This window comes from Rhizobium sp. KNZ2-6A (assembly GCF_056755475.1).
This window is the reverse complement of sequence record NZ_JBNDIC010000002.1, coordinates 187,354-201,389: the sequence shown is the minus strand read 5'-3', so window position 1 is coordinate 201,389 and position 14,036 is coordinate 187,354. Positions and strand designations below refer to the sequence as shown.

The following is a 14,036-nucleotide window of genomic DNA, read 5'->3' as shown; positions in this document are numbered from 1 at the left end:
TGATCTGCCTTATTGCCACCGTCGTTAAGGAAAGAGTAAGCCCGGGCTTCCCGCGAGGTATATACCCCGAAAGAGGTATTTTCGTGCACATTGCTTCGTGGAAGGTGTATATAGGGCTGCGCTTGTTAGCGCGGGGCGGCAGAGGGGATCAGTCGAATGAGCACCGACCTTGAAGGGCTGTTTACTGCCTTCAATGCCACGATCGGCCGATCGACGATGGCGGATGCCGAGTTTGGGGAGACCTTCCGTCAGATGATGGCGGCGCTGGTGCGGTTCGATTACGTGGTCGTCTTTGCCTATCGCGGCAAGGAGCGGCCGATCGATCTCTACAGTACCTTCGACCGCGAGGAGCATGTCGTCTTCGTCACGCTCTATCAGGCCGGTCCCTACCTGCTGGACCCCTTCTACCACACGGCGCGCGAACGCCGCGAAGGCGTGCTCAGGATGCGGGAGCTGGCGCCGGATCGCTTCTTTTCCAGCGAGTATTACCGGACCTATTACGTCCAGACCGGGCTTGCCGAGGAAATCGGCTTCTTCGTCAATGCCGATGAGGACGTCACCATCGTCCTGTCATTGATGCGGCGTGAGAAGACCGGTGTTTTCCCGCCTGCGGAATTCGCGACGCTGAAGAAGGTCGAACCGCTCGTTGCAAGCATGGTGAGGCACTATTGGTCCGACCTCGCCTCGCGCTTCGATGCGCAGTTGGCCGCCGGCGGCAGAAGCCGGCGCCGACAGGGTCAGAACGGGATTAGCCCGCCAGCCGAAACCGTCTGGCGGGATCTTAATCTGACAAGCCGAGAGACTGCCATCGTCGAGCTCGTCTTGCAGGGGCATTCGTCGGAATCGATCGGGCTGAAGCTCAATATCTCGACGGGCACGGTGAAGGTCCATCGGCGCAACGTCTATCGCAAGCTCGGCATTTCCTCGCAGACGCAGCTGCTTTCCCTCTACCTTAAGAATCTCGCATAGCCCGGTGGAGATTCTGGTCGGGCATGCGAGCGCCATTTCCATCCCTTGCAAGCAGCCTTAGCCAGGGGCCGCAGTGGAAGAAGGTCATGAGCAGATACATCGGCACCATCCCGGCGAAGACAGAGCTGCCCTGTGAGGAACAGATCATGTCGCCGGCGGAACCATAAGCGGATAGCACCGTCATCAGGGCGAAGCTTGGCGCGGCCGCTAAAGCCAGCAGGCGGCCGGCGATGATGGGCAGGGCAGGGGCGGCAGTATGGCCGCCGCCCCTTTCATCGATTTCCGACGAGACGGACATCAGTTTGCTCCGTAACGATCGTGATGCTTCCACCACACGCCGGTCTCGTTGCGGCCAAGCGGCGCGCGATCGAGCCACTGGTACATGCCCCAGAGACCGTCGAGCCCGCGGGCATAGGATGAGTAGGTGTGATAGATCTCGCCATCCTGCATGGCGAAGGCGCTGACACCAGGCCGGTCGCGCGTGTAGGTCGGGACATCCGTCCCCGTCATTGACGCCATCAGTTCGACCGGGCCTTCGCTGCCGCGCAGTTCCCATTGCTGCATCGTCTTGCCCACTTGAGCGTCGGGTATTGGCGGCTCGCGGCGATAATTATATTCGATGCCGCCGCCGCGCTGTTCCTCCGGCGTGAACCAGACATTGAAATCATGGTTGAAATCGCTGTTGGCCGAAGAGGCCCAGTCGAAGGTCCAGCCCATACGCCGCTTGAATTCCTGCAGCTTCGCGAGCGGTGCGCGGGAAATGGCCGAGAAGGCGACGTCGTGGTTTTCAAGGTGGACTGCAATGCCGTTGAAACCGTCGGCGATCGACGAGCAGGATGGGCAGCCAGCCGTATAGTCGGTTCCGAACATGAAGTGATAGACGAGAAGCTGCGAGCCTCCCTTGAAGAGGGCCGAGAGCGGAACGACGCCCTTCTCGGTCTCCAGTCGATAGTCCTTCTCCACCTTCACCCAGGGAAGTTCCTGACGGCGGGCGGCAATCTCGTCGCTGCGTCGCGTCAGTTCCTTTTCCTGCTCCAGCAGCGAAAGCCGTGCCGAAAGCCATTCCTGGCGCGTTCCTGTCCTATGCATCGTCATGGTTCATCTCCTCTTGTCAGGTTGCCCTTGTCGGCGCTGCATCTTGCTTGCCGATATGCGATACCTTACCGCTGGAACCTCAAGGGGTGGGAGTTACAAGTGTGACGGGATTTCGATGGACTCGCTGATCGTCGCGGCAGCTCAGGCACTTGCCGGCGGCGACGTGCTGGGTGCGCTGAAACGCGTGGCGCTGCGCGAGGATGCGCCGGCGCTGGCGCTGCGCGGCATTGCCATGGCGCAGCTCGGAGACCTTGCCCGCGCCAAGATGCTGTTGAAGAGTGCTGCGCGCGCCTTCGGTCCGCGCGAGGCTGTCGCCCGTGCGCGGTGCACTGTCGCCGAAGCCGAGATTGCCCTGGTGTCGCGTGACCTCGGCTGGCCGGAAAAGATGCTGGAGACGGCAAGGGCCGCCCTGGAAAAACATGGCGACCACATCAATGCGGCCCATGCCCGCAACCTGCAGATACGCCGCCTGCTGCTTGTCGGCCATCTGGACGAGGCTGAACGCCTATTGGCGAAACTCGATCCATCACCGCTGCCAGCGGCCGCAAGGGCGAGCCATGAACTGGCTGTCGCCGGTATCGCCATCCGCCGCCTGCGGATCGCGACGGCCCGCGCCGCCCTTGCGCGTGCCGCGGAAGCGGCCGGCAAGGCGGCGATCCCGGCGCTTGCGATCGAGGTGCGCGACGCGGCACGGGCTCTCGATGCCCCGGCTGCGCGTCTGGTAGCCCAGGGCGAGGAACGATTGCTGTCGCTCGACGAGGTCGAAGCTTTGCTGGCGTCCGGAACATTGGTCGTCGATGCCTGCCGCAATATTGTGCGCGGCGGCGGCGAGATCGTGCCGCTTGCGAGCCGGCCGGTGCTCTTTGCCCTGGCGCGCGCGCTCGCCGAGGTCGCTCCCGCCGATGTGCCGCGCGCTACCCTGCTTTCCCGTGCATTCCGCGCTCGCCATGCCGACGAATCCCATAGGGCGCGGCTTAGGGTCGAGATCGGGAGGCTTCGCGCCGCCTTGGAGCCGCTGGCCGATATCAGCGCGACGCCGCGCGGCTTTGCGCTGACGCCGCGGGGCAAACGCGATGTCGTGGTGCTGGCGCCGCCTGTCGAGGTCGAGAATGGCTCGCTTCTCGCTCTGCTGTCGGATGGAGAATCCTGGTCGAGTTCGGCACTGTCGATTGCACTGGCGACAAGCCCGCGCACGGTGCAGCGCGCGCTCGACGCGCTTGCGGCGGCTGGGATGGTGCAAAGTGTCGGCAATGGGAGGGCTTGCCGCTGGATGATGCCGCCGGTCGTCGGCTTCCCGACAACATTGTTACTCCCTGGGCCGCTGCCGAGCGATTAAGTTCTCTCATATCGACACTCAACCAATCCCCACCGGAGGATGGAAGCATGAAAAAGTCCCAAGCAGAAATCATTCGCGAATACGGCCCCTTCGAGAACGTACCCCGCGTGAATGGGGTTACCTTCGACGGCCAGTACGTCTGGTTCGCCTCCGGCGAAAAGCTGCATGCCCTGAACCCGGAGAGCGGCGAACAGGTGCGCACGATCGATGTCGCGTCTCATGCAGGAACCGCTTTCGACGGGCGCTACCTCTATCAGATCGCCGAGGACCAGATTCACAAGGTCGATCCCGGGACGGGGAATATCGTTTCCACCATTCCCGCGCCCGGCAACGGCGGCGATTCAGGTCTCGCCTGGAGCGATGGCAGCCTGTGGGTGGGGCAGCATCGCGGCCGCAAGATCTACGAAATCGACCCCGAAACCGGCGCCATCAGGCGCACCATCGAATCCAACCGCATCGTCACCGGCGTCACATGGGTCGACGGAGAATTGTGGCACGGCACCTGGGAAGGCGACGAAAGCGATGTGCGCCGCGTCGATCCGGCGACGGGCGAAGTGCTGGAGCGGCTTGAAATGCCCGAGGGGACCGGCGTCTCCGGCCTCGAATCCGACGGCAAGGACCGGTTCTACGCCGGCGGTGGCGGCAGCGGCAAACTGCGGGCGATCCGCCGTCCGCGCTGAGTGGGCTGTACCAGTGTGCTTTGCGCCTGAGACCGGACGGTTGGTCTTGGGCGCACTGTGTCAGACATTTTCCGTCTATCGGCTGCCGGGGGCTGTTTCATAGAAGCGGCTGACCCTCTATCAGGAGGGGATATTACCCGATAGGCGACTGGTCCCATGAAACCCTTTTCCGAAGAAGCTTGGAATGCCTGGCATCCGGTCGATCTGATGAAGCGACTTGGCACGGACATTCACTGGTATGTCGTCGGGGGCTGGGCGCTGGATTTGTGGCATGGCCAACAGACCCGGGATCATGAGGATCTGGAATTTTCGCTGTTGCGGGATGATGTCGAGCGAGCTCGCTCGTTGCTCGGGGAGCTCGTATTCTTCTCGGTCGTCGATGGCCAAATAGACCATCTTCCTTCGTCGGCGCCGCCTGAGGCACACGTCGCCCAGCTTTGGGGAGCTGACCCGAAGGAGGGTTGCTGGCGTGTCGATATGATGCCGGAGCGCGGCACCCCTTCCACCTGGGTCTATAAGCGCGAACCGTCGTTCACCGTGCCGCGCGGCGATATCATTCGTAAAACCGTCGACGGTCTCCCTTATCTCGCGCCCGCCGCTGCCCTTCTTTTCAAGGCCAAGCATCGGCGAGAAAAGGACGATAGGGATTTCGCTCTCGCACTGCCCAGACTTTCGGCTTCGGAAAGAGGTGACTTACGTCTCTGGCTTGAAAGACTGCATCCGGATCATGACTGGATAGAACGGCTTTAGAACGTCCCAAGGACACGAAGTAAATCCACGAGCGCTGCCGCCGCCACATCGCGCCTGGTGAGCCAGCCGCAGTGCCATGCGCCCTCGGCATGGAAGCCATGCCTTGTAGCCTCGCGCCTTCATCGCCATATCTGGCTTACCAATCGCATTTTACTCACGTCCAGTTACAAGCTGCGCCGATCCGGCCGATGCCGGAGATATTCGTGCGCGCGGAGGAGACGTCATGAATGTCATCACCAAAAGCCTCGATGAAATGAACCTGCAGGAGCGCGCCGAGCTTATGACGGCCGTCGCGGACGTATTGCAGGCCGCCGCCGAAGAAGCGGAGGAGGAGGGCGATGCGCTGGCCGCCACCAATTCCCTCTTTCTGGCATGCAATCTTCGCGGCTGTTCGTCCGATCTCGGCGCGAACGGCCTGAAGGCCGCCGAGCTTCTGCTGGAGCAGGGCATCACCTTCATTCATCTGCTGAATAGCCGCAGGAAGAGCAGCACTTCGTTCCACTAGCGCCGGATGATTCCAGGTCGGACCGATCTAGCGCGTCAGCATCAGATCCTCACGGATGGCACCGTTTTGGCTTTATCCCGCATGAAGAGATGGAATGACGAGATCATGCCTTCCGTTCCTGAAAGGAAATTCCGATGGTGAAGCCGCCCGCACGGTCGCGGACGGCTTCGGCATCGGTCATGGCGCGATGGTGAATGTATAGGTGCCGTTGGTCTTGTGCCCATCCGTGGAGAGTACATGCCATTCGACCGTATATTTGCCAGGCGCAAGCTTGTCGGCGACCGGTACCGTCAATGTCGCGTCGCCGTTCGTCAGCGTGCCTTCGCCGGTCTTGACGGCTGCCTTGTCGGGGCCGGTCACCTTGATGCCGCTGAATTTCAGGTTGAGGCCTTCGGTAAAGGTGAGGTCGAGTTCCGAGGGTGCGGCCTTCACCGTGCCGTCGGCCGCTGGAGCGGCGGATTTCAGATGGGCATGGGCCATGGCCTGGCCGGCAAACGCGACGCTGATTGCGGCGGCGAGGAACGTTTTCTTCATCGGGAGCATATCTGATTTCCTTATCTTGTTGATGACCCGCGGAAGGCCCGCAGGCGTGCGATGGCGATCGGGTGATCGGCGATATTCGCCGGTGGGCGCGCCAGACGGAATTGTCTTCTTGTGGTGGTCGAGCGGCATGGACCTATTCCTGCTGCAGCAGATTTCGGATCTTCCGCAGCGCGACATCGGTATTTTCCTGATAGGCGATCGTGCCCCTCAAATTGCCGCCGGCATCGACGAGCAACACGGATGCGGTATGATCCATGGTATATCCGCCATCTGGACTGGGGACCTTCTTGGCATAGACGCGCCAGCCCTTGATGGCCTTCTGCATTTCCACGGGGCTGCCGGTAATGCCCGTGATCCGGTCGGTGAAATTGCTGGTGTAGCTGTGCATGATCTCCGGCGTATCGCGCTCCGGATCGACGGAGAAGAAATAGGCCCTCAGCCGATCGGCCTCCGGCCCAAGCGTCTTGAGCCAGCCGGCCATATCATAGAGCGTGGTCGGGCAGACATCGGGGCAATGCGTATAGCCGAAATAGACGAGTGAGGGGTGACCCGAAAGTGCCTTTTCGGTAATAGGCTGGCCGCGATCGTCCGTGAGCGTGAAGGCCGCGCCGAGACTGCCTGCCGCCCGAACCTGTGGCGTCATGGGAAATGTTGCGTAGACGATAACGCCGGCGCCGACGATAAGCGTCAGGGCGACGATCATTGCGGCGAAGCGTCGTTTATTTGACATGGGATGTCTCCTTATTCGCTGCCAACGATCCGACTGGGAAATCGACGTCGACCGAGCCGGCTTTTTCGAACTTGAGCGTTGCCCTCACCGTCTGGCCCTCGATAAAGCGGTCGGTGACTTTCATGAACATCACATGATAGCCGCCGGGCTTGAGCTCGATGGTCTTGCCGGCCGGTATGGGCAGGCCATCGGCAAGCTCGCGCATCACCATAATGTCCTTGTCCATCTTCATTTCGTGAATCTGAACCACATCGGCGCGGGGCGAGCTGGCCGCGACCAGCCGATCGTCGGTATTGCCCGTATTGGTGATGGTCATATAGCCGCCGCCGACGGGCGCACCCGGCACCATGGCGCGAACGTAGGGAGTGGAGATGGTGAGATTGCCGAGTTTGACATCGTCGGCGAAGACGATGGAGGAAAGCAGGGATGCCAGCCCGAAGGCGGCGAGAGCAAAAGCGCGTTTCAACATGATCGATATCCTTGATCCAGAAAGGGAAGGGCAGGCGGAACCGTCGGTCCCGCCTGATCTCGTCAGGAAAAGAAGCGCCGGAGCGGCGGCACGAAACGAACGACGAGCTGGTCGATCAGCAGCATCACGGCGATGGCGGCTCCCGTCAGCGGGAAGGCTGCGCCGAAAACGATGGCGATGAACCAGAGACCGACACAGACGGACTTTTGCGGCGGCATCGGCGGCACGCCGAGGCGGCCTGCCGGCCTGCGTTTCCACCACATGGTCGCGGCCGTCACGCAGCACAGGATGATGGCGAGGCAAGCGGCCAGCATCAGAAGCTGGTTGAAGAGGCCCCATTCCTGGCCCTGATGGACATTGATGCCCCATTCGATCGCCTTGCCGAGCGCCGGATACTGATCATAGGAGATATCGACGAGCGGCTTTCCGGAATATTGGTCGATATGGACGGTCCTCTCCTTGCCGAGATCGCCGAAATAATGGCTGGCGGTATAGACGCCGGTCTCATCCGTCGGGATGGCAAGGTCGGCGCCGGCAATCATGCCCAGGCCATGCATGGTCTCCACGGCCTTGTTCAGGCCGATCGGCTCTGCCGACTGCGCCGCCGCGATATCGGATATTGGAACGGGTGCGTTTTCGACCACCCAGCCGGGCCGGCTGACGATATCCTGCGTGACCTTCGTCGATTTCGGAACATCGTCCCAGACCGCTGCCGGTGTTCCGAAATTGTGAGCGGTCAGCCAGGCATTGACATTGGAGCCCCAGTAGCCGGACCAGGGCATGCCGCTGAAGGCGAGGAAGAAGATGAGGACGCCGGCAAGCGCCCCGGTCACCGCATGCAGGTCGCGCCAGAAGACGCGCCGCGACGGGTTACCGCGAACGGTGAGCACACCGCCCGCCTGCTGCCGCGGCCACCATAGATAGATGCCGGTCACCACGAGGACGAGGGCGAAGCCCGCGACGATCTCGATGATGCGATTGGTCCATTTGCCGAAATATTCGAGGCTGTGGATGCGCTTGACGACCCAGCCGAACTCCTGCTTCGAGCCGACCAACCCTAAAATGCTGCCGTCATAGGGATTGACGTAGACGATGGTCGATTGGCCGTCCTTGGACAGCGTCACCCAGGCCGAGCGGTTTGGGGCCGACGCTTCGTGGTAGGAGATCGCGCGGGCGCCCGGAAAGGCCGCAAGTGCCGCGTCGGCGATCCGTTGCGGCTGTAGCATCGTGCCGCTCTCGGCGACGAGGTAGCGGTGCGAGTAGAGCGTGTCGGCGATCTGATCCTTGAACAGGTAGAGCGATCCGGTGATCGCCAGATTGAGCAAGAAGGGAATGACGAGAAGACCGGCGAAAAAATGCCAGCGCCAGATCGCGCGATAGAGCGAGATATTGTGGGTTGCTGCGGCTGCAGGCTCTGCAGCGGTAAAGGCAGACATGAAATCCTCCGAAGATCGGCAGGCTGCCACAAGCGGTCGATCCGAGGAGGGGCGGCGATGGTTCGCCGTTGGGATAAGCTTAGTTCCGATGACCCGCCGGACCAATCAGCCCGCCACGGTCGGCAAAGTACAGCTAGGAACACCCATCCTCAGATTTCACGACGCGAGGGTCGCGCATGCGGCAGCGTTGACGGGGGCATCACGGTCAGAGCCGCAACGCCGGTTCAGCCAACGATGTCGAGGATGGGTGGTGCTCTTGGGCCTGTGTTCGGCGGATAAAGCTGCCGGTGGAAGGCCTCGGATCTTGCGACGACCGTCTCTCCGCGCGAAGAGGCAAGGCGCTCGCAAATATCGGTCGGAGGTGCGGGCAGCATCGCAACCGATCCGATCCGGCATGCCTCGCATCCGGGCGCATAGGCTTTCCCGTGCACCTTGCCGTCGGCATCCTTATAGGTGATGCAGAGAATGGGCAGCGATCCGTCCGGCAGCCGGTATTGGGCAAGCTCGAGCGGGGATATCTCATCCGCCGTGGCGACGACTGGCTGATGGGCGAAGCCGACAAACAACAGCGCCACGGCGCAAAGGATGCGCGCGCTCCACTGCCATGTTCGCGAAATCGTCTTCCGCATTCCTGTCCCCACCACCGCATCTCGCGGATAAGACCCGCAGTCATAGGGCAGGGCCATCGCAAGCGCAATGCGTCAATTCGTGCCGTGGTCCTCAGCTCCATTTCATCCCGCCAGCGGCAGGCGATTGAAGCGCGGCTATATGTTGTTTGCTACCTGTTGGCGGAAGCCGGCGCCGTGATCGGCGAGGGCTCCCGAAAACAATGCCTGCAGATTGCGGTCTAGCCTCGCGCAAGGTCTGGTTGCGATAGTCGACTCTGGGGCGAATACCGGTGAATTGCGCTGTGGGGGCGATCGATGATTACAACGTATCTCGGCTATGTGACCGCGACAAAGGATATGGCGTCGACGCTTGCGCGCGTCGCCAAGCAGGCAACGGTCAAGAGCGATCAGCAATATTATGATGCGCACATCGGCAAGATCAAGAATGTCGATGAGTTCCTCGCCGACCACAAGCTCTACAGCTATGCAATGAAGGCCTACGGCCTTGAGGACATGACCTATGCCAAAGCCTTCATGAAGAAGGTTTTGACAAGCGACCTCAGCGATCCCAGCAGTTTCGCAAACAAATTGACCGATAACCGCTACCGGCAATTTGCCGCGGCTTTCAACTTCGGTGGCAAGTCAAAGAATCAGACTGCTCAAACCGATGCCCAGAAGAGCGATACGATCGGCCTCTATGAGCAATCTTTCGCCAATGAAGCAACTTTGGCAGCGAAGGAGAGCAAGTTCTACGACAGCTGGATCGACAAGGTGTCGAATGTCGACGATATCGTCAACAGCAGCAGGATGAGAGACTACATTCTGCGGGCGCATGGCATCAATCCGGACAATATATCGAAGTCGTTTCTCAAGTCGGTCCTGACCAGTGATGTCAGCGACCCCAACAGCTTCGTCAATCAGGCAGGCAACTTCTCCTCGGCATCGGCACAGGCAACCTATAAGCTGATCGCATCGCAATTCAATTTCAACGATGATGGAACGCTTTCTGCCGCGTCAGCGCAAACGACGCAGCAGAAGGAAGCGATGATCTCTCGCTATAACAATACGGTCCCGAGTCTGCTGACCCCGACGATGGCCATAAGCAATGATGACTATTATCGCCAGGCAATCACGAAGGTGACGTCGCTGAGCGACATCACCGGCGACAACAGGCTTTTCTCCTATATCAAGGAGGCTTTCGGCCTCAGCGCCAAACTCACGCCGGCTCAATTCAATCTCGCTTTCGCCAATCCTACCTATGCTGATGTCTCCGGCATGAAGGATATGGTCGCTCATTTCAATTTCGCCTCCGACGGAACGCTGCCGGCGGGGCAGCCCGCGCAATCGGCGCAGGCCATAGACGATATCTCCATCAAATATTTGCAGCAGGCCAAGGGTGCCAAGCAGGCCTTGTTCAATGATGCGGAGAAGCACTACAAGTCGGCGGTCGGCAAGATCAAGACGATCGAGGATTTCTTCGCCGCCAATGACATTAAGAGCAAGGATCTGCCGACGATCGAGGACATGGCGCTCCGTGCCTTCGGGATCGACAAGAATGAGGTCTCGCGGGACCAATTGCGTAAGATCCTGGAAAGCAATCCTTATGACAGCAAGAGCTATGTCAGCTCCCTGAAGGATGAGAGATATGTTGAGCTTGCCAAGGCATTCAACTTCGACGGCAAGGGCAATCTCCGAGATCCTGTCACGGCCCTGTCGCAGAGCTCGATCAACAGCTTCATCTCCGCCTATTCGAAGGCGAAGACGTTCGGGTTGACGGGCGAGATGCGGGACAAGGCGATCAAGGATGCGAAGGACGCGGCAACCGAGTTCAGTAAGTCGATTGCCAAGGTCGATACCGTCGATGAGCTCCTGGCCGATAAGAAGCTGACGGAATTCATTCTCGTCGCCAATCATATCGACCCCAAGACGGTCGACAAGGCGACCTTGAAGAAGGCCTTTACCGCCGACCCCGAGGATGCCAAGGGATTCCTGAATACGCCAGCAGGCCAGAAGTTCAAGGCCATGGTGAACGTCTTCAACTTCGACGCCAAGGGTAACTTGACGACCGCCAAGATCGGACCAGGGCAGAACAAGGGGCCGCGCCTTGCCACGGACGATCTCTATCTCCATCAGACACTGGAGACGCAGCAGGGCGCCTCCAACGATGGTGTCCGCCTTGCGCTTTATTTCCAGCGAAAGGCGCCGCAGATCAATTCCGTCTACGACATCATGTCCGATCCGGCGCTCTACAACGTGATCAAGACGACCTATTCGCTGCCGGCATCCATGTCGAACATGGATGTCAGCCGCCAGGCGAAGATGCTGGAGAAGCTTTTTCCGATCAAGGATTTGCATGATGCCGGCAAGGTGAACAACCTGCTGAAGAGGTTCTCCGCCGTATATGACACGGCAAACGGCACAAATACCGGCTCGCCCGCATCCGCCATCCTAAACCGTGGCTCCGGAGTCGGCATGAGCGCGGACCTCATGCTGTCGATTGCCCAGCTCAGGTCGCGATAGCATATTCCGTGTTTGCAGCATTCGACCGGGCCGGCGGCGGTAGTGTGCGGCAAGGCCTTACCGATGCTGCAGCACGCTCAGGCCGCCTTCGACGGTGGCATTCATGAAGGGGCATTCATCCGAGATCATGAAAACAGCGGCAAGCGCAATCTCCCGTGGCGCGGCAATGCGCCCGCCAGGCGGATCTGGAGTTTCACACAGCCATGCGCGCAGCCCTGCTTGCAAGCTTCCGTCTGACCAATCGGGCCAGCCAATCGCACGAATATGCCATCGCCCGGCATCAGAATGTTCTGGATGCGATCCGCATCCGCCGTCCAGACGCCGCCCGTTTTGCCATGGAGCAGCTGATCGGAACGGCCAGAATGGAGCTCAGCGATGCTTTGCGCGCCGCCAAGCCCAAGGACGAGCCGGAATAGGCCGGTTCGTCCGCAGCAAGGAAGCCCCGCTATCTGCTATGTCCGGCATGATGGAGCGCGCTATATTGTTAATCCGGATATTGAAACCTGGCCGGATGATTGAGCATACGTCGTGCCGACTTTCTCCGTCCAATAATTCTCGCCTCATGAGTTGAAACGCAGCCGCTGTTGCTATGCGCGTTGCCTATGGAGGAGATTCGCAATGACCGAGGATGAAAAGGCAATCCGGAACGTCGTGAAAACCTGGATTTCCGCGAGCAAGGCGGGCGATACGGCCACCGTCCTAGGGCTGATGGCGGACGATGTCGTCTTCATGGTGCCGGACCGAGAGCCGTTTGGCAAGCAAGCCTTCGCTGCAGCCTCCAAGGGCATGGACGGCGTAAAGATGGATGGCACCAGCGAGATCGTCGAATTGCGGGTGCTCGGCGACTGGGCCTTCATCCGCAACCACATCGACATCACGATGACACCGCCAGGCGGCGATGCCATCCATCAATCGGGTTACACACTCACGCTTCTGCGCAAGGAGGCCGATGGCCAGTGGCGCCTTGCGCGCGATGCGAACCTTCTCACCGTACACGGCTGATCTATCTCGCTAGGCCGCGTCGAGAGCAGCCGCCAGATCGGCAATCAGATCGTCGGGATGTTCGATGCCGATCGACAGGCGGATCGTCGATTCCAGCACGCCGATGCGGTGGCGCACGTCAACCGGAACACCGGAATGCGTCGTCGTTGCCGGATGAGAGGCAAGCGATTCGGTGCCGCCGAGACTGACGGCGAGTTTGAAGATCTGCAGCGCATTCAGGAATTTGAACGATGCCGGCTGGCCACCCTTGATATCGAAGGAGAAGGTGGAGCCTGCGCCGCTGCATTGGGCGGCGAAAGTTCGGCCCGTGGCAGATGAAGGGTCGGTATAGGGCAGGTAGTGAATCTGCTCGACCTTGGGGTGATCCCGCAGAAAATCCGCCACGGCCCGGGCGTTGCTATCGGCCCGTTCCATGCGGATCTGCAGCGTTTCCAGCGAGCGGCCGAGCATCCAGCAGGAATGCGGATCGAGCTGCGTGCCGATCGCGCCGCGCAGCGCCTTGACCTGCTTGATCACGGCTTTTGAGCCAATTGCGGCGCCGGCGATCAGATCGGAATGACCGCCGACATATTTGGTCAGGGAATAAAGGGAAATATCGGCGCCATGCTCGATCGGCCGCTGGAAGACCGGACCCAGCAAGGTATTGTCGCAGGCGATGATCGGCGTGTGGCCCTGCTCCTTGCCGATCGCATCGGCCACGCGACGGATCATGGCGATATCGACCAGGCTGTTCGTCGGGTTGGCGGGCGTCTCCACGAGAATGATAGACACTCGGCCCTTGGCCAATGCTTCCTCCGCACTCGCCATCACCGAACTCTCGCTGACACCATCGGCAAACCCGACCGCCGAAACGCCGAGATTGAGGAATGTCTTGGCGATAAGCGTTTCGGTGCCGCCATAGAGCGGCTGGGAATGCAGGATCGCATCGCCGGGGCGGACGAAGGCCAGCAGCGTGGTGGCGATCGCCGACATGCCGGAGGAGAACAGCGCGCCGCTTTCCGTCCGCTCGTAGACGGCGAGACGGTCTTCGACGATTTCACTGTTGGGGTGGTTGAAGCGCGAATAGACGAGGCCGACGCCTCTGCCGGCCGGCGGCTCGTTGCGGCCGGATATGTAGTTGAAGAAATCGCGCCCATCTTCGGCCGATTTGAAGACGAAGGTGGAGGTCAGGAAAACGGGGGGCTTGACCGCGCCCTCGGACAGCTCCGGATCGTAGCCGTAATTCAGCATCTGGGTTTCGGGATGCAGGGCGTGGTTGCCGATATGCGTTTTCGAGGGATGCGGCGCAGTCATGACGGTCTCCTCGGCCGATGATGAGAATTTTAGACTCACATTATACAACACTTAAGGTGCCGGCTCGCTATTCGCCATTGTCTGCGATGCGGTTTCGATA

The 14,036-nt window shown here is 60.4% G+C and carries 15 protein-coding genes and 2 pseudogenes; 8 read left to right on the top strand and 9 right to left on the bottom strand.

Annotated features, from left to right (window positions below):
- Positions 1-156: 156 nt before the first annotated feature.
- Positions 157-969 (top strand): helix-turn-helix transcriptional regulator, encoded by an 813-nt coding sequence (locus tag ACPYOP_RS02440; protein WP_481408793.1) that lies wholly within the window; start codon positions 157-159, stop codon positions 967-969.
- Here ACPYOP_RS02440 and ACPYOP_RS02435 read toward each other — a convergent pair.
- Together ACPYOP_RS02435 and ACPYOP_RS02430 are read right to left on the bottom strand one after the other, a co-directional pair.
- Entirely contained in the window at positions 953-1,267 is a 315-nt protein-coding gene (locus tag ACPYOP_RS02435; RefSeq protein ID WP_481408792.1) for a hypothetical protein, read from the bottom strand. The two genes, ACPYOP_RS02440 and ACPYOP_RS02435, sit on opposite strands and share 17 nt — an antisense overlap.
- Positions 1,267-2,064, bottom strand: a complete 798-nt coding sequence (locus tag ACPYOP_RS02430) for a DUF899 domain-containing protein (protein ID WP_481408791.1) — start codon at positions 2,062-2,064, stop codon at positions 1,267-1,269. Before ACPYOP_RS02430 ends, ACPYOP_RS02435 begins: the two co-directional genes overlap by 1 nt.
- Before the next feature lie 115 nt (positions 2,065-2,179).
- On the opposite strand from ACPYOP_RS02430, the gene ACPYOP_RS02425 reads away from it, so the two are divergent.
- The 4 genes from ACPYOP_RS02425 to ACPYOP_RS02410 all read left to right on the top strand — a co-directional run bounded on the left by ACPYOP_RS02425 (position 2,180) and on the right by ACPYOP_RS02410 (position 5,335).
- Positions 2,180-3,400, top strand: a complete 1,221-nt coding sequence (locus ACPYOP_RS02425; protein ID WP_481408790.1) for a helix-turn-helix domain-containing protein — start codon at positions 2,180-2,182, stop codon at positions 3,398-3,400.
- A gap of 47 nt (positions 3,401-3,447) precedes the next feature.
- Complete coding sequence (locus ACPYOP_RS02420) at positions 3,448-4,080, top strand: Vgb family protein (protein WP_481408789.1); 633 nt, start codon at positions 3,448-3,450, stop codon at positions 4,078-4,080.
- Positions 4,081-4,236: 156 nt separating this feature from the next.
- A complete protein-coding gene (locus ACPYOP_RS02415) occupies positions 4,237-4,830 on the top strand; it encodes a nucleotidyltransferase domain-containing protein (protein ID WP_481408788.1) in 594 nt (197 codons plus the stop codon).
- Positions 4,831-5,053: 223 nt separating this feature from the next.
- Positions 5,054-5,335 (top strand): hypothetical protein, encoded by a 282-nt coding sequence (locus tag ACPYOP_RS02410; RefSeq protein ID WP_481408787.1) that lies wholly within the window; start codon positions 5,054-5,056, stop codon positions 5,333-5,335.
- Positions 5,336-5,512: 177 nt separating this feature from the next.
- On the opposite strand, the gene copC is transcribed toward ACPYOP_RS02410, so the two are convergent.
- The 5 genes from copC to ACPYOP_RS02385 all read right to left on the bottom strand — a co-directional run bounded on the left by copC (position 5,513) and on the right by ACPYOP_RS02385 (position 9,142).
- Positions 5,513-5,878, bottom strand: a complete 366-nt coding sequence (copC, locus tag ACPYOP_RS02405; protein ID WP_481408786.1) for a copper homeostasis periplasmic binding protein CopC — start codon at positions 5,876-5,878, stop codon at positions 5,513-5,515.
- A gap of 133 nt (positions 5,879-6,011) precedes the next feature.
- The gene (locus ACPYOP_RS02400; protein WP_481408785.1) at positions 6,012-6,608 is read right to left on the bottom strand and encodes an SCO family protein; all 597 of its coding nucleotides are present in this window, start codon (positions 6,606-6,608) and stop codon (positions 6,012-6,014) included.
- Positions 6,598-7,077 carry a copper chaperone PCu(A)C gene (locus ACPYOP_RS02395; RefSeq protein WP_481408784.1) on the bottom strand — a complete coding sequence of 160 codons (480 nt, stop codon included), beginning with the start codon at positions 7,075-7,077 and terminating at the stop codon, positions 6,598-6,600. The genes ACPYOP_RS02400 and ACPYOP_RS02395 overlap by 11 nt, the downstream gene beginning before the upstream one ends.
- A gap of 62 nt (positions 7,078-7,139) precedes the next feature.
- Positions 7,140-8,513: a PepSY-associated TM helix domain-containing protein gene (locus tag ACPYOP_RS02390; RefSeq protein ID WP_481408783.1), complete on the bottom strand. Its 1,374-nt coding sequence runs from the start codon at positions 8,511-8,513 to the stop codon at positions 7,140-7,142.
- 224 nt (positions 8,514-8,737) lie between these two features.
- Positions 8,738-9,142: a hypothetical protein gene (locus tag ACPYOP_RS02385; protein WP_481408782.1), complete on the bottom strand. Its 405-nt coding sequence runs from the start codon at positions 9,140-9,142 to the stop codon at positions 8,738-8,740.
- A gap of 294 nt (positions 9,143-9,436) precedes the next feature.
- On the opposite strand from ACPYOP_RS02385, the gene ACPYOP_RS02380 reads away from it, so the two are divergent.
- Positions 9,437-11,641: a DUF1217 domain-containing protein gene (locus ACPYOP_RS02380; RefSeq protein WP_481408781.1), complete on the top strand. Its 2,205-nt coding sequence runs from the start codon at positions 9,437-9,439 to the stop codon at positions 11,639-11,641.
- Between the two features lie 57 nt (positions 11,642-11,698).
- On the opposite strand, the pseudogene ACPYOP_RS02375 reads toward ACPYOP_RS02380, so the two are convergent.
- Positions 11,699-11,821, bottom strand: a pseudogene (locus ACPYOP_RS02375) (SDR family oxidoreductase); the annotation flags it as partial.
- Here ACPYOP_RS02375 and ACPYOP_RS02370 point away from each other — a divergent pair.
- Positions 11,818-12,057: pseudogene (locus tag ACPYOP_RS02370) on the top strand (FadR/GntR family transcriptional regulator); the annotation flags it as partial. The pseudogenes ACPYOP_RS02375 and ACPYOP_RS02370 overlap by 4 nt on opposite strands.
- A gap of 202 nt (positions 12,058-12,259) precedes the next feature.
- A complete protein-coding gene (locus ACPYOP_RS02365) occupies positions 12,260-12,643 on the top strand; it encodes a YybH family protein (RefSeq protein ID WP_481408780.1) in 384 nt (127 codons plus the stop codon).
- A 9-nt stretch (positions 12,644-12,652) separates the two neighbouring features.
- Here the strand turns inward: ACPYOP_RS02365 and ACPYOP_RS02360 are convergent, their stop codons facing one another.
- A complete protein-coding gene (locus ACPYOP_RS02360; protein WP_481408779.1) occupies positions 12,653-13,936 on the bottom strand; it encodes a cystathionine gamma-synthase family protein in 1,284 nt (427 codons plus the stop codon).
- Between the last annotated feature and the right edge of the window lie 100 nt (positions 13,937-14,036).

What these genes read in the sequence shown, in the direction of transcription:
- ACPYOP_RS02400 (WP_481408785.1), bottom strand. Translation starts at nt 6,608, where the DNA reads ATGTCAAATAAACGACGCTTCGCCGCAATGATCGTCGCCCTGACGCTT.
- ACPYOP_RS02440 (WP_481408793.1), top strand. Translation starts at nt 157, where the DNA reads ATGAGCACCGACCTTGAAGGGCTGTTTACTGCCTTCAATGCCACGATC.
- copC (WP_481408786.1), bottom strand. Translation starts at nt 5,878, where the DNA reads ATGCTCCCGATGAAGAAAACGTTCCTCGCCGCCGCAATCAGCGTCGCG.
- ACPYOP_RS02385 (WP_481408782.1), bottom strand. Translation starts at nt 9,142, where the DNA reads ATGCGGAAGACGATTTCGCGAACATGGCAGTGGAGCGCGCGCATCCTT.
- ACPYOP_RS02410 (WP_481408787.1), top strand. Translation starts at nt 5,054, where the DNA reads ATGAATGTCATCACCAAAAGCCTCGATGAAATGAACCTGCAGGAGCGC.
- ACPYOP_RS02415 (WP_481408788.1), top strand. Translation starts at nt 4,237, where the DNA reads ATGAAACCCTTTTCCGAAGAAGCTTGGAATGCCTGGCATCCGGTCGAT.
- ACPYOP_RS02365 (WP_481408780.1), top strand. Translation starts at nt 12,260, where the DNA reads ATGACCGAGGATGAAAAGGCAATCCGGAACGTCGTGAAAACCTGGATT.
- ACPYOP_RS02395 (WP_481408784.1), bottom strand. Translation starts at nt 7,077, where the DNA reads ATGTTGAAACGCGCTTTTGCTCTCGCCGCCTTCGGGCTGGCATCCCTG.
- ACPYOP_RS02430 (WP_481408791.1), bottom strand. Translation starts at nt 2,064, where the DNA reads ATGACGATGCATAGGACAGGAACGCGCCAGGAATGGCTTTCGGCACGG.
- ACPYOP_RS02380 (WP_481408781.1), top strand. Translation starts at nt 9,437, where the DNA reads ATGATTACAACGTATCTCGGCTATGTGACCGCGACAAAGGATATGGCG.
- ACPYOP_RS02425 (WP_481408790.1), top strand. Translation starts at nt 2,180, where the DNA reads ATGGACTCGCTGATCGTCGCGGCAGCTCAGGCACTTGCCGGCGGCGAC.
- ACPYOP_RS02435 (WP_481408792.1), bottom strand. Translation starts at nt 1,267, where the DNA reads ATGTCCGTCTCGTCGGAAATCGATGAAAGGGGCGGCGGCCATACTGCC.
- ACPYOP_RS02420 (WP_481408789.1), top strand. Translation starts at nt 3,448, where the DNA reads ATGAAAAAGTCCCAAGCAGAAATCATTCGCGAATACGGCCCCTTCGAG.
- ACPYOP_RS02390 (WP_481408783.1), bottom strand. Translation starts at nt 8,513, where the DNA reads ATGTCTGCCTTTACCGCTGCAGAGCCTGCAGCCGCAGCAACCCACAAT.
- ACPYOP_RS02360 (WP_481408779.1), bottom strand. Translation starts at nt 13,936, where the DNA reads ATGACTGCGCCGCATCCCTCGAAAACGCATATCGGCAACCACGCCCTG.